Source organism: Roseospirillum parvum (genome assembly GCF_900100455.1).
GTDB classification, from domain to species: Bacteria; Pseudomonadota; Alphaproteobacteria; order Rhodospirillales; family Rhodospirillaceae; genus Roseospirillum; species Roseospirillum parvum.
The window spans coordinates 234,426-257,790 of sequence record NZ_FNCV01000004.1 but is presented as its reverse complement, the minus strand read 5'-3'; the positions used below and the strand labels follow the sequence as shown (position 1 = coordinate 257,790).

The window sequence follows — 23,365 nt, the reverse complement described above, 5'->3', positions numbered from 1 at the left end:
CGATGACCCGGCCGACCACCCAGTTGACCACCCGGTTGACCAGCCAGTTGACCATTTGGCTGATCCCGCCGGTGGCCTTTGCCCTGGCGGCGGGGCTGATGGCGGCGCTGCACCTTGGGGCGCCGCTGGCCGCCTTCGGGGAGGCGCCGTGGCGGCTCGGGCTGCTGGTCGGGGCGGCGGGGATGGGGCTGGCCGGGCTGGGGCGGCGGACCTTCGAGACGGCACGCGCCAACCTGCACCCCTTCAAGGACCCCCATTGTCTGGTCGAGAACGGCCCCTACCGCCTGACCCGCAACCCCATGTACCTGGGGCTGGCCATCGCCCTGGCCGGCTGGGGGCTGATGCTGGGGTCGGCCACCCCCTGGCTGGCCTGGGCCGGCTTCGTCGCCGCCTGCCAGTGGTGGTACATCCCGGAGGAGGAAAAGCGCCTGCGCGCCGCCCTCGGCGAGCCCTATCTCGCCTATTGCCGCAAGGTGCGGCGCTGGCTGTAAGGCCGCCCCCGGCTTAGAGCCGAGAGCGAAAAATCGGAACCACTTGGTGGTTCCCGATTTTTCGCTCAGATCGGCTCTACACCTGAAATCGAGAGCAGATCGTGCGAAATCTGAAGCGCTCCGCGATTCACATTTCACACGATCTGCTCTAGCCGGCCTTCAGCCCGGCGGCGGTCAGGGTCTTGTAGAAGCTGACCAGGGCTTCCTGCTTGGCCGCCGGGGACTCGAAGTTGGCGGTGAAGGCCTCGACGAAGTCCGGCTGGCGCAGCAACTCGACCACCCGTTGGCGGGCCAGGGCCAGGGCGCGCCCCTCCAGCAGCGGACCCTCGGCGCAGAACGACACCAGCATGCCGGCCCGCTCGTGGAGTGGCCGCGTGGGGTCGTCCAGCCCCTCCATGATCCCCTTGCGGCCCAGGAAATCGGTCAGCAGGCCATCGATGTGCTCGACCAGGGGACGGGTCAGCTCGTCGCCCAGCGACGAGGCCTCCAGGCAGCGTTGCAGGTTGCTCAGACGTTCCAGCACCTCCAGCACCGGCATCGGGCGGGGCAGGAAGTCGGCCACCGTCTGGCAGGCCAGGATCAAATCGCTCAGGGTGGCGTGGATTTCCCCCCGCGCCTGGGCGCCGCGCGGCCCCTCGGCCAGGATCAGCAGGTAGTCCATGCGCAACAGCGGATCGCGCAGTTGCAGGGCCAGCGAGCGCAGGGCGGCGGTCCAGCCGACCAGCCCACCCTCGCGGTAGCGCAGGGCGCAGCGCTGGGTCAGCGCCTCGGCCATGGGCGGCCCGCCGAGGAAGCGCCCGCCCTCGGTCAGTCGCACCACCAGGTCGGCGAAGCTGTCTTCCTCGCGGCTCGGATCGTTGCGGGCCAGCGGCTGTTCGCCGCCCACCTCGCGCACCACGCGCTCCAGGATGGCGGCCTGGGCGAGCGGCAATTCGCCACTCGACAGGCGCCGGCGCAGCGCCTCGCCCAGTTCGCTGTCGCCGCGCATCCTGGGGTCGGGGCGGCCCTGCATCAGGTCGAGCAGGGCATGCATGGCCATGGCCAGGTTGGGTCGCGGGCCGAGCAGGTCCTGGATCAGTTCGGGCACGCCCAGGGCATCGGCCACGAAGGCGTCGATCAGACAGCGGTCGTGGTCGGCCAGTTCGACCTCGAGCGCCCCCACCAGCGCCTCCAGCTTGCCCAGCCAGCCGCGCCGGCCCATCAGGTCGCGGGCGATGGCGGTCTGCACATAAAGGTCGCGCAGCTCGCCCGGCATGGACAGCCGGTCGGCGGCGGCGATCAGCTTGGCCGGATTGTCCAGGGTGGCCTTGCGCATCAGCTTTTCGCGCTCGGCGTCGCGGGCCTTGAAGCCGGCCTCCTCGACCAGACGGAACAGCTCGTCGCGCCGCGCCTTCACCTCGACCTCGAGCAGCGGCGCCTGCAGGGTGGCGACGCGATCCACCGCCGAGGGGTAGAGCGCCGCCTCGTGGTCCATGAAGCGCTTGAGGGCATGGTAGCTGAAGATCAACTCGCCGGGCAGCAGGCCGGCGGCATCCAGATAGCGCCGAAGCAGCCGGTTGAGGATGGCCCGGGCCGGCGGTCGGGCCAGATCGCCGGCCGTGCGGCAGGGCTCCGGGGCCTCGGCCAGGGGGCTGATGGTGAGCTGTTTTTCCGGCCGGGGCGGGCAGCGTTCCTCGAAGATCACCTTCTCGGTGGATCGGCCGCTGGGCCCCTTGGTTTCCTTGATCACCTTGACGGCGGCGAAGCGGCGGGCGGCGAGCAGGCTGGCGGCCACCCTCAGGGCTTCCTGCTCGTCCTCGCACACGCCTTCGAGGATCCAGCGCTTGTCGGACTTGACCTGAACCTCGAAGCTCGCCACCGCCCGGCTTTCCCGCTGCGCCGGCCCCGCCAAGGCGCGGACCCGAACCCCTCGACCATCAGGCGGCCACCACACCGGCGGCCGCTTGCGTGGCTCCCCGGGACTGGCGCGACAGCCCGCGCTGGGACCGCGCCGACAGCCTTCCAGTTGACCTGGGCCCGCACCCCGAAACCATCCAAGGCCGAAGCTTGGCGGGGGCGCGGTTATGGGCTTCGTTCGGTCCTTATGTCATCAGGCGACTTTAGCGAGACGATGACAAGACCATCAAGGGGGATCATCAGGCGGTCGGCGCGTGGCGGGCCTTTTCGACCCAGCCGCCGGAGTCGCTCTGCTGCCAGTAGTATAGGGCGTGACCTTGTTCGCGGGCTGATACCCAGCGCTCGCGGGCGGCGGCAACCGCGTCGGCGTCGCCGCCGTCGAACAGGTCGAGGCAGCGCCCCCAATCGGCCAGCGACTCGGCGCCGGTGCCATCGACCAGCACCAGCACCGTGGCCCGGTTGGGGTTCTCGTCGCGCTCGGTCAGCCACACCGGCTGTTCGGCCGGGCTGCCGTCGCGGGCGGTGCCGTGGGGCAGCCAGGCGGCCGGGTCGAAGGACCACAGATGGGCCGCCAGATCCTCCACCCGCTCGCGCGAGCCGGCGCGCACCACCGCCCGCTGGCCGCCGTCGAGCACCTTCATCAGCAGCGGGGGCAGGGCCCGGTCCAGGCCCCACCGGGTGAGGTGATAGAAGTCGACCCGCATGGCGCGGGGCTCCGCCGCCGCCGGCTACTCGGCCGGGGCGATGGGCAGGGCGGCGAAACGGGCCTCGCCGCCGCTTTCCAGGACCAGGGCGAGCACCGTCTTGCGGCCGGCCTTGGCCGCCTGCTCGACCTCGCGCCTCAGATCGTCGACCGTGCGCAGACGCTCCTGGTTGACCTCGGCCAGCACGGCGCCGGGGCGAATGCCCTTGGCCAGGGCGCCGCTGTCGGGATCGACGTCGGTCACCACCAGCCCCTCGATGCCCTCGTCCAGACCGAACTGCTCGCTGAGGGCGCGGCTCGGCGGCTGCACGGTCAGGCCCAACTCGGCCACGCGATCACCGCTGACATCGGCCTGGGGGGCCGGGCCGGAGTCGCCGGGATCGGCGCTGGCCTGCTGTTCCTCGTCCAGCTCGGCGACCACCACCTCGACCGTCTGCTCGCGGCCGTCACGCCACACCACGGCCTTCACCTTCTGACCGATCTCGGTCTCGGCGACGATGCGCGGCAGGCGGCGCATCTCGGGCACCGGCTGACCGTTGAAGGCCAGGATCACGTCGCCCGGGCGGATGCCGGCGCTCGCCGCCGGGCTGTCCTCGGTCAGGCTGGCGACCAGGGCACCGCGCGGCTTGTCCAGGCCCAGGCTTTCGGCGAACTCGGGGGTCACCGTCTGGATGCGCACACCGAGCCAGCCCCGACGGGTGCGGCCGTATTCCTGCAGGTCGTCCAGCACCCCCTGGGCCAGATTGGACGGGGTGGCGAAACCAATGCCAACACTGCCCCCGGAGGGTGAGAAAATGGCCGTGTTGATGCCGATCACCTGGCCCTTCATGTTGAACAGCGGGCCGCCCGAGTTGCCCCGGTTGATGGCGGCGTCGGTCTGGATGAAGTTGTCGTAGCGGCCGGCATTGATGTCGCGCGTCTTGGCCGAGATGATGCCCGAGGTGACGGTGCCGCCCAGCCCGAACGGGTTGCCGATGGCGATCACCCAGTCACCGACCCGGGCGGCGTCGGAATCGCCCCACTTCAAGGCCGGCAGCTTGCGATCGGTGTCGAGGCGCAGCAGGGCGACGTCGGTATCGGCGTCGCTGCCCACCAGTTCGGCCTTCAGCACGGTGTCGTCGTTGAGGATGACGCTGATCTCGTCGGCCCCATCGATGACGTGGTTGTTGGTCACCACCAGACCGCTCGCATCGATGATGAAGCCCGAGCCCAGCGAGGTGACGTTGCGTTGCCCGCGCGGCGGATGATGGCGCTCGAAGAAGTCGCGGAACAGGTCCTCCAGCGGCGAGCCGGGCGGGAACTGGGGCATCTGCGGGCCCTGGCCGGTTTCCACGGTCTGCGTGGTGGAGATGTTGACCACCGACGGCAGCAGCTTCTCGGCCAGATCGGCGAACCCTTCGGGGACCGGCTTGGCCTGGGCCGGGCCGGCCCAGGCCAGGGCCCACAACAGGGTGGCGAGCAGGGCGGTCAGGGCCAGCGGGGCGAAGTTTCCGGACGGGCGGCCGGCAATGGCGGCACGGGCCGCCGGACGACGGACAGGGACGACAGGCGTGGTCACGGGTTTACCTCCGGTGGAACCAAGGGGCTGCTCCCGCCGGCGCCAGGGCCGACCGGGTGGGCGGGCAATCGCCGCCTCCCTTGATGCCCGGTCAATGCGGCAGCCTTGTGGCGCCGCAACGCGGTGGGGCGGCACCCGTGTGGCGCCGCCCGGCGGTGGGCGGAGCAATCAAACTGGGTGGGGATTTAGGTGCGCTGCCGGTGGCGGCGCAAGCGGGCGCGGCATGAACAATCGGTAAGCCGGTGGCATCCGCCGTTCCCCTGGGCCCCGGCGGTTGATCCCGCGCGCCGGGCCCGAGGCGCGGGCCTCGTGACGCGCCCCCCTTTGGGCGGGGCAGGGGCGCCGCCGCTCAGGCGGCGCTTACCTTGGCCTGGGGATCGCCGTTCGCCGGGCCGGCCGGCGTCTCGGTCGCCTCGGGCCGGGCCTCGTCGGCCTTGCGGGCCGGCGGCGGCGTGCCCTTGCCGCGCCGCCCCTTGGCGGAACCAGCCCCACCACTCTGGGGAGGGGTCGGCGGCTGGGGCCGGCCGGGGGTGGGGCGCGGCGCCTCGGCGGGCGGCGTTTCCCAGGCCATTTCCACGTAGGCGCCGGTGGTCGGACAGCGCGGGAAGGGTTCGCGGCCCCAGACGATGCCGGCCCCATCGGCGGCGGCGCGATCCAGGTCGGGAGCCCGTTCGATGGCGCTGGCCGCCCGGTCGAGCCACTTCACGGCCTCGTCCAGATGCCCGGCCTTTTCCTCCAGGCGGGCCATCAGGCGGGCCACCCGGGGGTCGGGAGTCTCGGTCTGGGCCAGCGGCCCCAGCGTGGCGCGCGCCTTGTCCCACTGGCCGGCCTCGGCCGCCGCCTGGGCCAGGGCGACGCGGCTTTCCGGGTGGCTGGGGTTGGCCGCCGCCAGCCGCTCGAAGCGGGCCACGCGGCGGGCCGCCGGCTCGCCCTCGGCCAGATTGGCCCACAGGGTGGCCAGACGCGGATGCGGCGCCGTGCGCCACGCCGTCTCGACCACGCTGGTGGCGCGGCGGCGCTTGTTCTGGCGGATCAGGTTGCGCACCAACACCTCGACGGCGGGCACGAAGCGGCCATCGATGCCGACCGCCTCGCGGGCCAGTCGCACCCCGTCGCCAGGGACCTCGGCGCCGTGCGCCATCTCGGTGAGCAGGGCGGCGCGCAGGCGCGGCACCCCCTTGGACGGGAAGACGCCGGTCGAGCGCCCCTCGCGCAGGATGCCGAGGGCCTCGCGCCAGGCGCCGTTGCGCACCTCGAGGGCCAGCGTGGCGCGCGCCGCCCAGGCCGCCTGGGGGTGCTGCCGGAAGGCCTTCAGGGCATGCTGGCGGGCCGCGGTCAGGTCGCCGCGCGCCGTCGCCTGATCGAACAGGGTGCGCAGGCCAAGCAACTGGCTGGCCGGATCGGCGGGCAGGCCCTTGAAGGAGTCCGGCCGCCCCATCAGGGCGTCGGCGTGGGCCCGGAGCAGCCGGGTGGCCGGCTTGTTCTCGAGCAGCCCGGCCGCCTTGCCGGCCGCCTTCTGGGCCCGCGGGCCGTCGCCGGCGGCGACCGCGCTGAAGCCGTCGACCAGCGCCTTCAGGCCGCGCGTCAGGCGGCGCCGGCGGCGCCACTGGCCGAAGCCGGCGGGCAGCCCGGCGACACCTTGCAGGAAGCGGCCGAGCAGCCAGAAGACGGCGGTCATCAAGGCACCCAGGAAGATGATCACCGGGACCGTGGTCTCGACCCGCCAGCCGAGCCAGTCGACGGTGACCGCCCCCGGGCGGTTGGCCAGCCAGACGGCGCCGGCGATGAACAGCCCGAGGCCGAGGATGTAGGCGATCACCCGCATCATGGCATCAGTTCCCGTGGTCCGGGGTGGTGGCGCTGGCTGCCGCGACGGTCTTCAGGGCGGCAATGCGGGCCAGCGCCTCGGCGGTCATGTCGGCGATCCCCTGGTCGGCGGCAACCCGGGCCTGGGCGGCGGCCAGCCAGTCGGCGGCGCGGTCGGCGGGTGGGCCTTCAAGGCTTTCCACCTCGGCCACGGCGCCGGCCAGATCGCCCACCTCGAGCAGGGCCTCGGTGCGGGCGACGATGGCCGCCACCGATTCGCGGCCGACCTCGGCGCCATCCTCGATCTGGCGCACGGTGACCACCTCGAGCGCCCGCTCCATGGTTTTCTGCACCCAGTCGGGGGCCTCGCCGGGCAGGGCGGCGGCGCGCACCAGCGAGCCGGCCAGGGCGGCGAATTCCTGGCGCAGGGCGACCCGGGTCGGCACCCCGACGGCGGCCCGTCCGGCGAAGCCCTCGGCGGCGGCGATCAGGCTCGGCGCGTCCTCGCCCAGAGCGACCACGGTGCGCAGCTGGGCATCGAACGGAGCGCCGCGATCCAGCGTCTCGCGCAGTTGGCCGACGGCCAGCAGCAGGGCCAGCGCGGTGTCCTTGCGGGCCACCACCTGACGGGTGGTGTGTTCCAGCTCGGCCATGCGCTCGGACAGGGTCAGGAAGTCGGCCGGCTTGACCCGGTTGGCCCTGAGGTCCTCCATCCAGCCGCGCAACTCGCCCAGGCGGTCATGCACCTCGGCGATGCGGTCGAACATGTTGCGGTTCTGCTCGGCGATCTTCAGCACCTCGGCCGGGTCGAGGCCGACCATGCCGGCCAGCTCGCGCTCAAGCTGGCGCAGGCGGCTCAGCGCGGCGGCCAGTTGGGCGGCGTTGATCTCCGGCTTGTCGGCGACCAGTTCGGCCACCACCGCCTGCATTTCCTCCACCTCGCCGGCCAGCACGGCGGTCGCCTCGGCCTGGGCGGTGAGGGTGGCGATCTGGGCCTCGGCCTCGACCAGGCTGTCCTCCAGCCAGGCCACCTTGCCCGGCAGTTCGGCCAGCGGGCGAGCCGGCTGGGGCAGACCGTCGGCGGTTTGCTGCCAACTGTCGGGCAGCGCCCCCTGCCACCACGGCAGGGCCAGATAGCCGGCGCCGAGCACGATCAACAGAAGCAGCCAGAACAGGCCCCGGCCCCCGCCGCGTTGCTTGGGCGGCTTGGGCGGCTTCGGGGGTTTCGGCGGCTTGGGCGGTTTCGGTGGCTTGCCAGCGGGCGTGGCCTGACCCGGCTTGTCGGCCCGGGACTCGGCCCCACCGGTGGCACCGCCAGCCGGCGGCGGGGTCCCGGCGGGCGCGCCCGGCGCGTCGGCGGCGGCCTTGGCCGCCCCGTTGCCTCCGGCGCCGTTTCCGCCATTGCCGGTGCCGTTACCGTTCCCGTTAACCTGGGCGGTCCAACTGCCGTTGCCATTGCCATTGCTGCTGGTCGAGACCCAGGGTTGGCCGGCCGGCTTGGCCGGGGAGGCGTCGCCGCCCTGCCCGGAGGTGCCCTCACGCCCGCCGCTGGCTGCGGGAGTCTCGATCATACCCATGCTCTCCTTGTTTGCTCCCATCAACCCCGAGGGGGTCGGGCTTGCTCCCAGCGCCCCCGCGGGGGTCCGCCCGTTCCCCAGGCCCTTGAGGGCGGCGATCAGGGCCTCCTCGGAGGGCTCCTCGGCCACCGCCACCCGGGCCAGACCGAGGTCCTTCAACTCCGCCGCCACCGCCGGGGACAAGGCGACCGCCGCGAGAGACCCCATCGCCGGTAGGAGTTTATCGCTTTTCACCAGATCGGCGAAAGTCCTCGCCGAGCGCGGCGAGTACAACAGCACCGCGTCGATGCCGCCCTGGCGCAGGGTGTTGGCGATGCCCGGGGTGAACCCGCCGGCCGTCACCGAGTCGTAAAGCGTCACCCGGCGCACCTCGAAGCCGACCTTCTCCAGCGCCCCCTTGAGGTCGCCGGCCAGGCTGGAGCCGGCGGCATGGAACAGCGGCCCGCGCTGCGGCGACAGGGCGGCGGCCACCAACTGGGCCAGCGACTCGACGTCGCCGGCGGCGCTGTGCACCGTCTGATAGCCCAGGTCGCGGCACACCTTGGCCGAGCCCTCGCCCACCGCGTAGACCGGCAGGGCCCGTTCCGGGCGCCGCTCGGCCAGGGCGCGGGCCCCGTTGGCGCTGGTGATCAGGATCGCCTGCACCCCGGCCAGATCCACCTCGGCCTCTTCGGGGGGGCGGGTCCGGATACTGAGCAGGGGCTCGATGAGCGGCTCGGCGCCGACCGCGCGCACCACCTCGGCGGTGCGCGCGGCGTCGTCGGCCGGACGGGTGATCAGGACACGGGGCCGCTCGTCGGGAACCATGGGCTCACCCTGCCAGCATCCGGGCGTAGAAGTCCTCGCCGGCGCGGGCCCGGAGCTCCTCGCCGGCAAGCTTGCCCAGGGCGCGGGCCCGATGACGCGGCGCCCGCCAAGTGCAGCGGTGCGCCTCCGATCCATCGGGCAGGGCCACCAGGCCGTTGAAGACAATCTCCCGGCGGTCGCCGGAAAGCCGGGCGTAGCCGGCGATGGGGGTACGGCACGAGCCGTCGAGCACTTCCAGGAAGGCGCGCTCGCAGGCCACGCAGTCGGCGGTGTCGAGGCAGTTGAGGGCGGCCACCCGGGCCTGGGTCTCGGCGTCGTCGGCCCGGCAGGTGACGCCCACCGCGCCCTGGGCGACGGCCGGCAGCATTTCCTCGAGCGACAGCGGGGCGGTGGCCACCTGGGCCATGTCCAGGCGGTTGAGGCCGGCCATGGCCAGCATGGTGGCGTCGGCCACGCCGTCCTTCAGCTTGGTCAGACGGGTCTGCACGTTGCCACGGAACATCACCACCTCGAGATCGGGCCGGGCGGCGCGCACCAGGGCGCCGCGCCTGAGGCTGGCGGTGCCCACCTTGGCGCCGGCCGGCATCTCGGCGAAACTCTTGTACTTCAGGCTGATGAAGGCGTCGCGCGGGTCCTCGCGGGGCAGGATGGCGGCCAGCACGATGCCCTCGGGCAGCACCGTCTGCACGTCCTTCATGGAGTGCACGGCCAGATCCACCGTGCCGCCCAGCTGGGCCTCGTCGATTTCCTTGGTGAACAGACCCTTGCCGCCGATCTCGGAAAGCGGGCGGTCGAGCACCGCGTCGCCGGTGGTCTTGATGACCTCGACCGAGGTGGCGCCGGGTTCGGCCAGGGCGGGGTCGCGGGCAACCAGAAGGTCGCGCACCTGATGGGTCTGGGCGAGGGCGAGGGGACTGCCGCGGGTTCCGATCTTCAGGGTCATGGAGGGACGGTCGACTCTTCGAATGACGGGGACGGGCACGAACGGCGCGCGTCCGGGCCGGATGAACCGGCGCGATCGGGCCGCCGTGGACGGGTCGGGTTCACGGGAGTCCGCCCGGCGGGCGAGAGTCCCGGCAGTCGGTTGGGTGTCAGTCGGTGGCGGGGCCCCCCCAGGGCGGAGTTCCGGACACGTTGATTTTCAGCGATGTCAGCACGTTGGTCGGCACGTTGACGATCAGGCAACCCGCTTCCCCGGCCAGCCTCGTGAAGCGGCTTGGAAAACAGACTCCCACACGGGCCTCGCCGACAGCGGGGGTCGGCAAGACCCGGGTTGGCCCGGTCCGGCGGGCGGACGCTCCCCCGATGCCGCCTCGACCGTTCCCATGGGCCGCCCCCGTTGTAAGCGCTGAGGCGCCGATTGAAAAGGGAAATGCGGCCAAACGGCCGGACGACGCCCGTCCCGCCCCTGGGCCCGGCGGCCCATCGGCGGCTCGCCAAGCCGCGCGGCGTGGTGCCCATCGGCGGCTCGCCAAGCCGCCCGGCGTGGTGTATGTCCGGGATCATGTGCGCCCCCGCTCCCGCCCCCCGAGACGCCCCCGCCTGGCCGCTGGTCCTGGGCATCGAGACCAGTTGCGACGAAACCGCCTGCGCGGTGGTCGACGGAACCGGCACGGTGCGCGCCGAGGCGGTGCTGTCGCAGCTCGACGAGCACGCCCCGTTCGGCGGAGTCGTCCCGGAGATCGCGGCGCGCAGCCACCTCGAGCACGTCGACCGCCTGATGACCCGGGTGATGACCCAGGCCGGCGCGACCTACGGCGAACTGGACGGCGTTGCCGCCACCGCCGGCCCGGGGCTGATCGGCGGCGTCATGGTCGGCCTGATGACCGCCAAGGCGGTGGCCCTGGCCCACGGCAAGCCGCTGCTGGCGGTCAACCATCTGGCCGCCCACGCGCTGACCGCCCGGCTGACCGACACGGTGCCCTTTCCCTACCTTCTGCTGCTGGTTTCCGGCGGCCACTGCCAGATCCTGGTGGTCGAGGCGGTGGACCGCTTCCGCCGACTCGGCACCACCATCGACGACGCCGCCGGCGAGGCCTTCGACAAGGTGGCCAAGATGCTCGGCCTGGGCTACCCCGGCGGCCCGGCGGTGGAGCGCTGGGCGGCCCGGGGCAATGCCGGCCGCTTCGCCTTTCCGCGCCCGCTGAAGGGCCGGCCGGGCTGCGACTTCTCCTTCTCCGGCCTCAAGACGGCGGTCCGTCAGGCGGCGGAAAGCCTGCCCCCCGGCCCCTTCGCCGAGGCCGATCTGGCCGATCTGGCGGCCGGCTTCCAGGCCGCCCTGATCGACTCGCTGGGCGACCGCCTGGAGCACGGCCTTCAGGCCTTCACGGCAAGCCATCCCGAGGGCCGGCATCTGGTGGTCGCCGGCGGGGTGGCGGCCAACAGCGCCCTGCGCGCCGCCCTGCTGGCCCGCGCCGAGGCCCATGGCCTGGCGCTGGTCGCCCCGCCCCCCCGGCTGTGCACCGACAACGCGGTGATGGTCGCCTGGGCCGGCATCGAACGCCTGCGCCAGGGCCTGATCGATCCGCTGGACGTCGCCCCCCGGCCGCGCTGGCCGCTCGATCCACATGCCCCGCCGGCCGGCGGGACTCGCCCTCCAGCCCCGCCGGCCGGCGAGGCCGGGACCAAGGCATGAGCCGGCCGCCCCTGACCCACCGCCTGACCCACCGCTGGCTCGACCGCTGGGCCAGCCTGCCGAGCAACCTCAAGGGCGCCCTGTGGATGGTCGGCGCCACCCTGGCCTTCGCGGTGATGGCGGCCCTGATCAAGCATCTGGGCCAGGGCGGCGGCGGCCCGGCGCTGCACGGCTTCGAGATCGCCTTCTTCCGCGCCCTGTTCGGGCTGGCCGTGCTGCTGCCCTTCCTGGTCCCCCAGGTGGCCGGCCACCGCCTGCGCATCGGCCAGTGGCGGCTGCACGGCCTGCGCGCGGTGCTGGGCAGTGGCGCCATGCTGCTGTTCTTCCACGCCATCACCGCCACCGAGCTGGCCCTGGCCATTTCCCTGTCCTACGCCCGCACCCTGTTCCTGATCCTGCTGGCCGCCGTCTTCCTGGGCGAGGTGGTGCGCTGGCGACGCGCCACGGCGACGGTGGTCGGCTTCGTCGGCGTGCTGATCGTGCTCGACCCGAGCGGCGACACCGACCCGGCGGCGCTCGCCGCGCTGGCCTCGGCGGCCCTGGTCGCCGGGGCGATGGCCTGCATCAAGCGCCTGAGCGACAGCCAGGCGCCGCTGGTCATCCTGACCCTGTTCGCGGTGCCGGCGGTGATTGTCTCGGCCGGCCCGGCGGCCCTGGTCTGGGCCTGGCCGAGCCCCGCCCAGTGGCCGCTGCTGGGGCTGGTCGGCGGGCTTGGCAGCCTGGGCCAGTACGCCGTCATCCGGGCCATGCAGAGCGGCGAGGCGACCGCCGTCGCCCCCTTCGACTACACCCAGATCCTGTTCGTCACCGTTCTTGGCCTGCTCTTCTTCGACGAGACGCCGAGCGCCAACATGCTGCTCGGCACCGCCGTCATCATCGGCGCCACCCTGTACATCGCCCTGCGCGAGGCCCGCCTGAAGCGCCACGCCCGGCCGCCGGCGTCACCCCCGGCGCCACCACCAACGCCTTGAAGGGGGGGGGCGATTCCCAGCCGGGCCGACCACCAAAGGATTTTGCATACATCTTGATTTTCGCCCGCCGATGGTCTCCTTTGAGGGCCGTCCTTGAGGACCGGGAACGCGCCCGGGGGCCGATGTTCGATCACCGCCGCGCCGACTGTTCCCGAACCAATCCCAGTTCTTGAAACCAATCCAGGTTTTTGAAACCAATCCCAAGGGAGGCTATCGGTATGGATGTGAAGGATGTGGCGGCGGTGGTCACCGGCGGCGCCTCGGGCCTGGGCCAGGCGACCGCCCGGCGGCTGGCCAAGGACGGCGCCAAGGTGACGGTGCTCGACATGAACGCGGACAAGCTGGCCGAGGTGGCCGGGGAGATCGGTGGCCTCGCCGCCCCCTGTGACGTCACCGACCCCGATTCGGTGCGCGCCGCCCTGGACGCCGGCAAGGAGGCCCACGGCCCGGCGCGCATCGTCGTCAACTGCGCCGGGGTGGTGCACGGCGGCCGCGTGGTGGGCAAGAACGGGCCGATGGATCTGGCCGCCTTCAACCGCGTCGTGGCCATCAACCTGTCGGGCACCTTCAACGTGATGAGCCAGGCGGCCTGGGACATGAAGGGCCTGGAGCCGATGAACGACGCCGGCGAGGTGGGGGTGGTCATCAACACCACCTCGGTCGCCGCCTTCGAGGGCCAGTTCGGCCAGTGCGCCTATGCCGCCTCGAAGGGCGGCGTGGCGGCGCTGACCCTGCCGGCGACCCGCGAGCTGTGCGGCATGGGGGTGCGCGTCATGTGCATCGCCCCGGGCATCTTCCACACCCCGATGTTCGGCGCCCTGCCGCAGGAGGTGATGGACGGCCTGCTGGCCAAGACCATCTTCCCCAAGCGCCTGGGCAACGCCGAGGAGTACGCCGATCTGGTCGCCGCCATCGTCGGCAACCCGATGCTCAACGGCGAGGTCATCCGGCTTGACGGCGGCATCCGCCTGGAGCCGCGCTGATCCGGCGCCGGCCGCGGGGCTCCCGCCGGGAGCCCCGCTCTGCTATGGTGTGGCGCCCCGCCCCGCCCCGACCCATCGGCCCGACCATGACCCCTGACGCCCCCCTCCTTCCGGCCCGCCGCGCCGCGCCGCTGCTGGTCCTCCTGCTGGTGCTGCTGGCCGGGCCGCTGGGCTGCCGGCTGGACAAGGTCGAGGTGCTGGGGGTCACCCTGGCCACCGAGCAGGCCCGCCAGGCCGAGGCGGCCGAAGCGACGAAAACACCCCAGGAAAGCCAGGAAACCGGGGAAACCGGAGAGGCTCCCGAGGCACCACCGGAAGCCGAGCGCGACGGGGCCGACCAGCCGGCGGCCGAAACCACCGCCGCCCCCACCGAGACTCCACCGGACCCCGAGCCCGCCGAGCCCGCCGGCAGCGACCAGCCGGCGCCCGCCGTCGAACCGCCCACCGAGAGCGCCGGCCCCCGGGTCGCCGTGGCCGACCGCCGGGCCGCCGAGGCGGCGCTGGAAATGCTCGCCGCCGGGGGCTCGGCGGTCGACGCCACCATCGCCGCGGCCATGGTGCTGACCCTGGTCGAGCCCCAGTCCTCGGGCCTGGGCGGCGGCGCCTTCCTGCTCCACTGGGACGCCGCCAGCCAGTCGCTGAGCGCCTGGGACGGCCGCGAGACCGCCCCCGCCGCCGCCACCCCGAAGCGCTTCCTGGGCCCCGACGGCGACCCCCTGCCCTTCCCGGAAGCCATGGTCGGCGGCCTGTCGGTCGGCGTGCCCGGGCAGCTCGCCATGCTGGAGGCGCTGCACCGCGAGTCCGGCCGGCTGCCCTGGGCCGACCTGTTCGCCCCGGCCATCCATCTGGCCGAAAACGGCTTCGAAGTCTCGCCCCGGCTGGCCGCGATGATCGCCGGCGACCGCCATCTGGCCAGCCAGCCCCGGGCCCGGCGCTATTTCTTCCAGCGCGGCGCCGACGGCACCCTGATCCCCCACCCGGCCGGCAGCGTGCTGACCAACCGCGATCTGGCGACCACCTTCCGGCTGATCGCCCGCCACGGCGCCAAGGCGTTCTATGAAGGCGAGATCGCCACCAGCATGGTCGCCACGGTGGCCGAGGCGGCGCGCCCGGGCGACCTGTCGCTGGTCGATCTGGCCACCTACAAGCCCAAGCGGCGCGATCCCCTGTGCCGGGGCTACCGCACGGTGATGGTCTGCACCATGCCGCCGCCTACCTCGGGCGGCGTGGCGACGCTCCAGATGCTGGGCATCCTGAGCCACTTCGACGTGCCCGCCATGCGCCCCGATTCGGTGCTGGCGGCGCATCTGCTGGTCGAGGCCGGGCACCTCGCCTTCGCCGACCGCAACCGCTACCTGGGCGACCCGGAATTCGTCGAGGTGCCGGTCGAGACCCTGCTCGATTCGGGCTACCTGGAAACCCGGGCGGCGCGCATCCGCCTCAACCGCAGCCTGGGCCGCGCCGCGCCCGGCGAGCTGGCCGCCCTGCCACCGCGCGGCGCCGGGCTCGACCGCGAATTGCCCTCGACCAGCCATCTGTCGATCGTCGATCAGGCCGGCAACGTGGTTTCGATGACGGCCAGCGTCGAGACCGCCTTCGGCTCGCGCCTGATGACCCGCGGCTTCCTGCTCAACAACCAGTTGACCGACTTCAGCTTCCGCCCCACCGACGCCGCCGGCCGGCCGCTGGCCAACGCGGTGGCCGGCGGCAAGCGGCCGCGCAGCTCGATGGCGCCGACCATCGTGCTGGGGCCCGACCGTCAGCCGATGATGGTCCTTGGCTCGCCGGGGGGCAGCCGCATCATCGCCTACGTGGCGCAGACCCTGGTCGGCCTGATCGACTGGCGGCTCGATGCCCAGGCCGCCGTTGCCCTGCCCCATGTCGCCGGGCGCAACCGCGATCTGGCCGAGATCGAGGACGAGCGCCTGCGCCGCCCGCTGGAAGCCATCGGCCACCGGGTCGAACGGGTCGAGATGACCAGCGGCCTCAACATCCTGCTGCGCGACGAAACCGGCTGGCACGGCGCCGCCGACCCGCGCCGCGAGGGCGTGGTCCTGCCGCCCATCGAGCGGGAGGACAGCCCCCGGTGACCGCCGCTCCCAAGACCGCCGGCGCCAACACCGCCGCGCCGGCCGCGCCGACCGCCAAGGCACCGGCGGCAACGGCCCCCGGCCCGGCCCCCGGGCGGCTGCTGTTCAGCCTCGGCCTGCCGTTGCTGCTGGTTGGTCTGGCCGCCGCCCTGGCCCGGGGCCTGTTGCCCGACGGTGGATTGAGCGCCGGGCCGCTGCCGGTCACCGTCTCGGTGCTGCTCGGCATCAGCCCTTACGCCCTGGTCCTGCTCGGCGTGCCGCTGTGCGCCCAGTTCCACCGCAGCCGGCTGGTCTTCGCCCTGCTGGCGCTGGGGCTGGCCAGTTGGGTGTGCCTCGCTCTGGTGCCCGACAGCGGCGGCCCACCGGGGCGCCATGGCCAGTTCACCTTCGCCGCCCTGGCCCTGCTGCTGCCGCTCAACCTGACCGCCCTGGCCTGGCTCGACGAGCGCGGCGTGCTGACCCGACCCGGCCTGATCGTGCTCGCCGTCGGCGCCGCCCAGGTGCTGGTGATCGGCTTTTTCGCCAGCGGCCTGTTCGGGCTGCTCGACGCCGCCGCCGCCGACGCCCTGGCCGGGCACCTGGGGGCGGCGCTCCGGGTGCGCCTGTTCGACCCCCGCCTCGACGCCTGGACGTGGCTGCCCCAACCCGCCCTGCTGGCCTTCGCCGGGGCCGCCGTCGCCCTGCTGACCCGCGCCGTGATCAGCCGCAGGATGACCGATGGCGCCCTGCTCGGCGCCCTGCTCGGGGCGGCGCTCGGCCTGCACCATCTGGCCCACCCGCCGGCCGCCGCGGTGGGCCTGGCCTCGGCCGCCCTGGCCATGGTCGCGGCCACCGTCCAGGAGTCCTATCGCATGGCTTTCCACGACGAGTTGACCGGCATCCCGTCGCGCCGCGCCCTGATGACCGACCTTGGCAAGCTGTCCGGCAGCTACACCATCGCCATGGCCGACGTGGACCACTTCAAGGCCTTCAACGACACCCACGGGCACGATGTGGGCGATCAGGTGCTGCGCATGGTCGCCGCCTGTCTGGCCCGGGTCGGCGGCGGCGGCAAGGCCTACCGCTACGGCGGCGAGGAGTTCACCCTGCTGTTTCCCGGGCGCGCCCCGCGCGAGGCCGGGCCGCACCTGGAATCGGTGCGCACCCTGGTCGAGAGCAGCGGCTTCGTGATCCGTGGTCCCGACCGCCCGCCCGAGCCGCCGGAAACCCCGCCGTCGGGCCACCAGACCACCCGGGTCAAGGTGACGATCAGCCTGGGCGCCGCCGGGGGCGAGGCCAAGAGCGACCCCCTCGAGGTCATCCAGAGGGCCGACAAGGCGCTCTACAAGGCCAAGGAGGCGGGGCGCAACCGGGTCATGCTGGTCCGCCCGCGCGACGAGGCCTGAGGCCCCCATGCACATCGACCGGCTCGACCATCTGGTGCTGACCGTGGCCTCGATCGAGGCCAGCGTCGACTTCTACACCCGGGTGCTGGGCTTTCGGCGCATCACCTTCGGCGGCGGCCGCACCGCCCTGGCCTTTGGCGACAGCCGCATCAACCTGCATCAGGCCGGCGCCGAGCTGTCGCCCCACGCCTTCCGACCGACCCCGGGCAGCGCCGACCTGTGCCTGCTGACCGCGACCCCGATCGATCAGGTGCGGGCCGAGCTGGAGCAGCACGGGGTGGCGGTGGAACTGGGGCCGGTGCCGCGCCAGGGCGCCGCCGGGCCGTTGCGCTCGGTCTACCTGCGCGACCCCGACCACAACCTGATCGAGATCGCCAACCGGGCGGAGTGATACCGGCGCGCCAGCGCACTGATACCAGACGGCGATGAGAGAAACTCACCGCCGGTTGGTATGAATGAAAGGGGCTTTGCCCCTTTAGAGCGCGTTGCGTGCTTTGTGAATCACGCAACGCGCTCTAAGCGCTTGATGTTGCCGCAAATCGTCGTCGCGATCCGTTCCGGATCGCTCGGGATTTGCTCTAAAACCCCACCGGGGGAGCCAGGGGCTCCCCCGGACCCCCTCCATTCATTCATTGATCGCCGAGCGAGCGGCCACTCCCTGGTTGTTTTCGAAAGGCCAGCGAAGCTGGCCTGCAACCAAAAACCCCGGGCGTTCCGCTCGGAGGTAGCGTTTGTTCACCAACGAATGGAGGGGTCCGGGGAAGCCCTGCTTCCCCGGTGGGGGTTTGGGGGCAAAGCCCCCAACTCAAAGGCGCCCGGACCCCCAAGGGCTTGACCAAGCCGCGATGAGTCCTGCTCATCGCCGGCTGGTATGACTTGCCAGACACATTCGGCAGGTGCCTAGAGCCGAGAGCGAAAAATCGGAACCACTTGGTGGTTCCGATTTTTCGCTCAGATCGGCTCTACACCTGAAATCGAGAGCAGATCGTGCGGCGCCTGAGCGTCACCACCTGTCCCTTGAAGGGACCGAAGGTCACTTCATAAGGGCGGTGGTATGAGGACTGAAAAAACCACGCCCGAAACAACAAACCCCCGGGCGCTGGCCCGGGGGTTTGGATGGTGGAGCCGAGGGGAATCGAACCCCTGACCTCTTGAATGCCATTCAAGCGCTCTCCCAACTGAGCTACGGCCCCATGGTGGTGGGTGGTGTTTCGCTCTCCGGCGCCGCGACCGGCTGCCGGAAGCGGCGGCCAGTCCCTTGAAAACCCCCGTTGGGAGTGGGGGTCGGCGGCGTTGAGGCGCGGAACATACTGCCTTGATCCGAGGGCCGCAAGGGGAAAATCACCCCCTTTTTCGAGCCGCCCCCCAGGACCCCGCCGGCGGGGTCAGATGTCCTCGTTCTCGTTCTCCACGTGCTCCATCACCTCGGCCATGTCGTCGTCGTCCTCGCCGAGGTCGGAGGCGTCTTCCATCAGTTCGTCGGAGGCGCGCTTCTTAAGGGGCCGGTCGTCATCGTCCAGATCATCGTCGAGGTCGTCGTCGTCATCGATCAGGTCGTCCTCGTCGTCATCCAGCGGCGCGTCGACATCGTCGACCACCGGCTCGGCCACCGGCGCCGCCTTGCGGGCCGGCTTGGCGGCCGGCGCGCGGGTCTTCACCGGCGCCGGTTCGAAGACGGCGTCGCACTTGGGACAGACGATGGGGTCCTTGTTGAGATCATAGAACTTGGCGGCGCAACTGAGGCACTGGCGTTTGACGCCCAATTCCGCTTTGGACAAGGTCCCGTCCTCCCGGGCGATGCAGATACTTGACGTTCGATCCGGCGGGTCGAGTGCCGGCCGGGAGGCGCTATTGCCATTACCGCCGAGGCCTTGTCAAAGGGGAAATCGCGCCCGAGGCGGACGAAGGGCCAACAAATCCTTCCAGGCGCCGCGAGGGGCGGCGTTTCAAGGCTCCCCTTGCCCGGCCCATCCGGCTGTATTTGTCCCCTGGGGCGTGATACAAGCGCCGCCCCGAGGTCGTCCCCCAGGGCCGTCCCCCAGGACCGTGCCCCAAGGCTGTCCCACGTCCACATCCCACGTCCACATCCCACGTCCACATCCCACGTCCACATCCCACGTCCACGTCCCGCATCCAGTCCGAAGACCCCGCCATGACCGCGCCCTCCCTCTCCCTTGTCGCCCGTCGGGGCGGCCGGCTGGCCGGCAGCATCGCCGTGCCGGGCGACAAGTCGATCAGCCACCGGGCCCTGATGCTGGGCGCCCTGGCGGTCGGCGAAACCCGGGTCAGCGGCCTGCTCGAGGGCGAGGACGTGCTGCGCACCGCCGCCGCCATGCGCGCCCTGGGCGCCTCGGTCGCCCGCGCCGAGACCGCCGAGGGCCCCCTGTGGACGCTCCACGGGCGCGGCGTCGGCGGCCTGAGGGAGCCCGACGAGGTGCTCGACATGGGCAACGCCGGGACCGGGGCGCGGCTGCTGATGGGGCTGCTCGCCACCCATCCCCTGTTCGCCGTGCTGACCGGCGATGCCTCGCTGCGGCGCCGCCCGATGGCCCGGGTGACCGAGCCGCTGGGCCGCTTCGGCGCCACCTTCCACGGCCGCGCCGGGGGCCGTCTGCCGATCGCCGTGCTGGGCACCGGGCAGGCGCTGCCGGTGCGCTACCGGCTGCCGGTCGCCTCGGCCCAGGTCAAGTCGGCGCTGCTGCTGGCCGGCCTCAACACCGCCGGCACCACCACGGTGATCGAGCCGGTGCCGACCCGCGACCATTCCGAACGCATGCTGACCCACTTCGGGGCCCACCTGGACGCGGTGAGCGACGACGACGGCGCCCCGGGCATCGCCCTCGCCGGCCAGCCGGAGCTGGTCGGGGCCGACGTGGTGGTGCCGGGCGATCCGTCCTCGGCCGCCTTTCCGCTGGTCGCCGGGCTGCTGGTCCCGGACTCGCGGCTGACCGTGCGCGGGGTCGGCCTCAACCCCCGGCGGACCGGGCTGCTCGCCACCCTGGCCGAGATGGGGGCCGACCTTGAGGCGACCAACCAGCGCACCGAGGGCGGCGAGCCGGTGGCCGACCTGACCGTCACCCACGGCCCCCTGAAAGGCATCGACGTGCCGGCCGACCGGGCCCCCGACATGATCGACGAATACCCCATCCTGGCCGTCGCCGCCGCCGGCGCCGAGGGGACCACCCGGATGCGCGGGCTGGGCGAGCTTCGGGTCAAGGAAAGCGACCGCCTGGGCGGCACGGCGCGCGGCCTGGCCGCCTGCGGGGTGGCGGTGGAGATCGAGGGCGACGACCTGATCGTCCACGGCAGCGGCCGCCCGCCGGCCGGCGGGGCGACCATCGCGGTCGAACTCGACCACCGCATGGCGATGGCCTTCCTGGTCCTCGGCCTGATCGCCGACAGCCCGGTGGCGATCGACGACGGGCGGGCCATCGACACCAGCTTCCCCGGCTTCGTCGACCTGATGACGGGCCTTGGCGCGACCATTTCGGAGGTTCCATGATCATCGCCATCGACGGCCCGGCCGCCGCCGGCAAGGGCACCCTGGGCCGCGCCCTGGCGGCGCGCTTCGAGCTGGCCTACCTGGACACCGGGCGGCTCTACCGGGCGACCGGTCTGGCCGTGCTGAACAGCGGCGGCGACCCGACCGACCCCAAGGCCGCCGAGGCCGCCGCCCGGGCCCTCGACCCGGCCACCCTGGGCGACCCCGATCTGCGCCGCGAGGCGGCCGGGGTGGCGGCCTCGCAGGTCGCCGCCCAGCCGGCGGTGCGGGCCGCCCTGCTCGACTTCCAGCGCCACTTCGCCCACCACCCGCCGGACGGCGCCAAGGGCGCCGTGCTGGACGGCCGCGACATCGGCACCGTGGTCTGCCCCGACGCCCCGATCAAGCTGTTCGTGACGGCCAGTGTGGAGGCCCGCGCCCGGCGGCGCTTCAAGGAGTTGCTTGACTCGGGGCAGGAAGTTGTGGAATCGACCATACTGGCTGACCTCAAGGCACGCGACGCTCGCGACGCCGAGCGTGACACCGCGCCCATGAAGCCGGCCGAGGATGCCCTGGTCATCGACACCACCGAGCTTGGCGCCGACGAGGTGCTGGCCCGGGTGGTGTCGCATGTGTTGGCCGCCCGCCCCCCAGCCGGGGGCGCGGAGGCCTGAAGTCTCTATCCGGCCCTTGCAAGGGGCCGGGCCCTGGCGGGCAGGGTGCGCCCGCAACCTCAAAGCCCCGGTGGAAGGGGTGCTTCCACGTTCCGGGAGACATGGGTGCCCTTCGTGTTTGGGGCGTCGGTGATCCCACCAGACCGCCGGAGTCAACCGGCCGGCCGGAAAACGTCGAAGTCAATCGAAAGGAACAGCCATCCAATGGCCGAAGCCGCTATGGAGAGTTTCGAGGAGCTGTTGAAGGAGTCGCTCGGCGAGAGCGACAGCATTGAGGGCACCGTGCTGCGCGGCACCGTGCTGACCGCCGACGGCGACCACATCCTGGTCGATGTCGGGCTGAAGTCCGAGGGCCGGGTGCCCAAGAAGGAATTCGGCCGCGCCGGCGAGGGCGAGCTGCGCGTCGGCGACACCGTCGATGTCTACGTCGAACGCTACGAGGACCGCGACGGCCTGATCGTCCTGTCGCGCGACAAGGCGCGGCGCGAGGAAGCCTGGAACGAGCTGGAGAAGGCCTTCGCCGACAGCCAGCGGGTGCGCGGTGCCATCTACGGCCGGGTCAAGGGCGGCTTCACGGTCGACCTCAACGGCGCCATGGCCTTCCTGCCGGGCAGCCAGGTGGACATCCGCCCGGTGCGCGACATCACGCCGCTGCTCGGCCAGCCGGAAGTCTTCCAGATCCTCAAGATGGACCGCTCGCGCGGCAACATCGTGGTTTCGCGCCGCGCCGTGCTGGAAGAGACCCGGGCCGAGGAACGCGCCAAGCTGATGCAGACCCTGGAAGAGGGCATGATCCTCGACGGGGTGGTCAAGAACGTCACCGATTACGGCGCCTTCGTCGATCTGGGCGGCGTCGATGGCCTGCTGCACGTCACCGACATTTCGTGGAAGCGCGTCAACCACCCGACCGACGCCCTGTCCATCGGCCAGACGGTGAAGGTCCAGGTGATCCGCTTCAACCGCGAAACCCAGCGCATCAGCCTGGGCATGAAGCAGCTCGAGGCCGATCCCTGGGAGGGCGTGGACCTCAAGTACCCGAAGAACGCCAAGTTCGCCGGCCGGGTCACCAACATCACCGACTACGGCGCCTTCGTCGAGCTGGAGCCGGGTGTGGAAGGTCTGGTTCACGTCTCGGAGATGAGCTGGACCAAGAAGAACATCCACCCGGGCAAGATCGTCTCGACCAGCCAGGAAGTCGAGGTGATGATCCTCGACGTCGATCCCGACAAGCGGCGCATCTCGCTGGGCCTCAAGCAGTGCCTGGGCAACCCCTGGGTGGACTTCAAGGAGAGCCACCCGATCGGCACCGAGGTCGAGGGCGAGATCAAGAACATCACCGAGTTCGGCCTGTTCGTCGGCCTGCCCGGCGAGATCGACGGCATGGTCCACCTGTCCGACCTGGACTGGACCCTGTCCGGCGACGAGGCGGTGAAGGACTACCAGAAGGGCCAGGTGGTGCGCGCCAAGGTGCTCGACGTCGACGTGGACAAGGAGCGCATCAGCCTGGGCATCAAGCAGCTCGGCGACGATCCGCTGGCCTCGGCCTCGGGCGACGTGCGCAAGGGCCAGGTGGTCACCTGTGTCGTCTCGCAGGTCACCGACGGCGGCCTTGAGGTCACCGTCAACGATGTCCTGCCGGGCTTCATCCGCAAGGCCGAGCTGGCCCGCGACCGCGCCGAGCAGCGCCCCGAGCGCTTCGCCGTGGGCGAGAAGGTCGACGCCAAGGTGACCAACGTCGACAGCAAGACGCGCAAGCTGAGCCTGTCCATCAAGGCCCGCGAAGTGGCCGAGGAGAAGCAGGCGATGGCCGAGTTCGGCTCCACCGACTCGGGCGCCTCGCTGGGCGACATCCTCGGCGCCAGCCTCAAGCAGGCGATGGAAAAGAAGGCCGCCGAGGCCGACAAGGACGAGGGCTGAGCCCCGGGCCGGCGGGTGGGGCGAAATCCCCACCCCCGCGCCACCACCGTTATGGCCAGGGCCGCCCCCATCGGGGCGGCCCCGGTTCGTTTTACCCGCCCCAATGGGGCGGCCCCGGTTCGTTTTACCCGCCCCCCATCGGGCCGGCCCTGGTTCGTTTTGCCGCACCATCGGGGCGGCTCTGGTTCATTTCACCCGCCCCATTGGGCCGCCCCTTGTGCATTACGGGACCTGTCAAGAATCTGGAAAATCCTGGAAACCTAGGACCTTACATCCAGCTTGACCTTGACCTGCCCAACCACCTCTGGCACCCTTTCATACATGTCGGCGTTCGTCCGTTGGTGGCAATGATCCAACCAAGCGGCCCGCCATGAAGGTCGCGTTGCCGGAC

The 23,365-nt window shown here is 71.9% G+C and carries 17 protein-coding genes and 1 tRNA gene; 10 read left to right on the top strand and 8 right to left on the bottom strand.

What is annotated here, in order from left to right; genetic code table 11:
* The first annotated feature begins 2 nt into the window (after positions 1–2).
* A complete protein-coding gene (locus BLR95_RS08090) occupies positions 3–491 on the top strand; it encodes a methyltransferase family protein (protein ID WP_092618105.1) in 489 nt (162 codons plus the stop codon).
* A gap of 148 nt (positions 492–639) precedes the next feature.
* Here BLR95_RS08090 and BLR95_RS08085 read toward each other — a convergent pair whose 3' ends face one another.
* The 6 genes from BLR95_RS08085 to hemC all read right to left on the bottom strand — a co-directional run bounded on the left by BLR95_RS08085 (position 640) and on the right by hemC (position 9,781).
* Positions 640–2,349 (bottom strand): hypothetical protein, encoded by a 1,710-nt coding sequence (locus tag BLR95_RS08085; RefSeq protein WP_092618102.1) that lies wholly within the window; start codon positions 2,347–2,349, stop codon positions 640–642.
* 277 nt (positions 2,350–2,626) lie between these two features.
* Entirely contained in the window at positions 2,627–3,091 is a 465-nt protein-coding gene (locus tag BLR95_RS08080) for a DNA polymerase III subunit chi (RefSeq protein ID WP_092618099.1), read from the bottom strand.
* 24 nt (positions 3,092–3,115) lie between these two features.
* A complete protein-coding gene (locus BLR95_RS08075; RefSeq protein WP_092618094.1) occupies positions 3,116–4,648 on the bottom strand; it encodes a DegQ family serine endoprotease in 1,533 nt (510 codons plus the stop codon).
* Between the two features lie 349 nt (positions 4,649–4,997).
* Positions 4,998–6,476 (bottom strand): heme biosynthesis protein HemY, encoded by a 1,479-nt coding sequence (locus BLR95_RS08070; RefSeq protein WP_092618091.1) that lies wholly within the window; start codon positions 6,474–6,476, stop codon positions 4,998–5,000.
* Between the two features lie 4 nt (positions 6,477–6,480).
* A complete protein-coding gene (locus tag BLR95_RS08065; RefSeq protein WP_176787718.1) occupies positions 6,481–8,838 on the bottom strand; it encodes a uroporphyrinogen-III synthase in 2,358 nt (785 codons plus the stop codon).
* 4 nt (positions 8,839–8,842) lie between these two features.
* Positions 8,843–9,781, bottom strand: coding sequence for a hydroxymethylbilane synthase (hemC, locus tag BLR95_RS08060; protein WP_092618084.1), 939 nt, complete (start codon positions 9,779–9,781; stop codon positions 8,843–8,845).
* Between the two features lie 561 nt (positions 9,782–10,342).
* On the opposite strand from hemC, the gene tsaD reads away from it, so the two are divergent.
* From tsaD to BLR95_RS08030, 6 genes are all read left to right on the top strand, one after another.
* Complete coding sequence (gene tsaD, locus BLR95_RS08055; protein ID WP_092618080.1) at positions 10,343–11,473, top strand: tRNA (adenosine(37)-N6)-threonylcarbamoyltransferase complex transferase subunit TsaD; 1,131 nt, start codon at positions 10,343–10,345, stop codon at positions 11,471–11,473.
* On the top strand, positions 11,470–12,444 hold the full coding sequence (locus BLR95_RS08050; protein ID WP_092618071.1) for a DMT family transporter: 975 nt from the start codon (positions 11,470–11,472) through the stop codon (positions 12,442–12,444). Before tsaD ends, BLR95_RS08050 begins: the two co-directional genes overlap by 4 nt.
* A gap of 218 nt (positions 12,445–12,662) precedes the next feature.
* Positions 12,663–13,427, top strand: a complete 765-nt coding sequence (locus BLR95_RS08045) for an SDR family NAD(P)-dependent oxidoreductase (RefSeq protein ID WP_092618068.1) — start codon at positions 12,663–12,665, stop codon at positions 13,425–13,427.
* An 86-nt stretch (positions 13,428–13,513) separates the two neighbouring features.
* Entirely contained in the window at positions 13,514–15,517 is a 2,004-nt protein-coding gene (gene ggt / locus BLR95_RS08040) for a gamma-glutamyltransferase (protein WP_176787717.1), read from the top strand.
* A complete protein-coding gene (locus BLR95_RS08035) occupies positions 15,514–16,902 on the top strand; it encodes a GGDEF domain-containing protein (protein ID WP_092618062.1) in 1,389 nt (462 codons plus the stop codon). Before ggt ends, BLR95_RS08035 begins: the two co-directional genes overlap by 4 nt.
* A 7-nt stretch (positions 16,903–16,909) precedes the next feature.
* Positions 16,910–17,293: a VOC family protein gene (locus BLR95_RS08030; protein WP_092618060.1), complete on the top strand. Its 384-nt coding sequence runs from the start codon at positions 16,910–16,912 to the stop codon at positions 17,291–17,293.
* A gap of 726 nt (positions 17,294–18,019) precedes the next feature.
* On the opposite strand, the gene BLR95_RS08025 is transcribed toward BLR95_RS08030, so the two are convergent.
* A tRNA-Ala gene (locus BLR95_RS08025) sits at positions 18,020–18,095 on the bottom strand.
* A gap of 192 nt (positions 18,096–18,287) precedes the next feature.
* The gene (locus BLR95_RS08020) at positions 18,288–18,680 is read right to left on the bottom strand and encodes an FYDLN acid domain-containing protein (RefSeq protein ID WP_092618058.1); all 393 of its coding nucleotides are present in this window, start codon (positions 18,678–18,680) and stop codon (positions 18,288–18,290) included.
* Positions 18,681–19,054: 374 nt separating this feature from the next.
* On the opposite strand from BLR95_RS08020, the gene aroA reads away from it, so the two are divergent.
* From aroA to rpsA, 3 genes are all read left to right on the top strand, one after another.
* Entirely contained in the window at positions 19,055–20,404 is a 1,350-nt protein-coding gene (gene aroA / locus BLR95_RS08015; RefSeq protein ID WP_092618056.1) for a 3-phosphoshikimate 1-carboxyvinyltransferase, read from the top strand.
* Positions 20,401–21,057, top strand: coding sequence for a (d)CMP kinase (locus BLR95_RS08010; protein WP_092618054.1), 657 nt, complete (start codon positions 20,401–20,403; stop codon positions 21,055–21,057). The genes aroA and BLR95_RS08010 overlap by 4 nt, the downstream gene beginning before the upstream one ends.
* 204 nt (positions 21,058–21,261) lie before the next feature.
* Positions 21,262–22,974, top strand: a complete 1,713-nt coding sequence (gene rpsA, locus BLR95_RS08005; RefSeq protein WP_092618052.1) for a 30S ribosomal protein S1 — start codon at positions 21,262–21,264, stop codon at positions 22,972–22,974.
* The last annotated feature ends 391 nt before the right edge of the window (positions 22,975–23,365 follow it).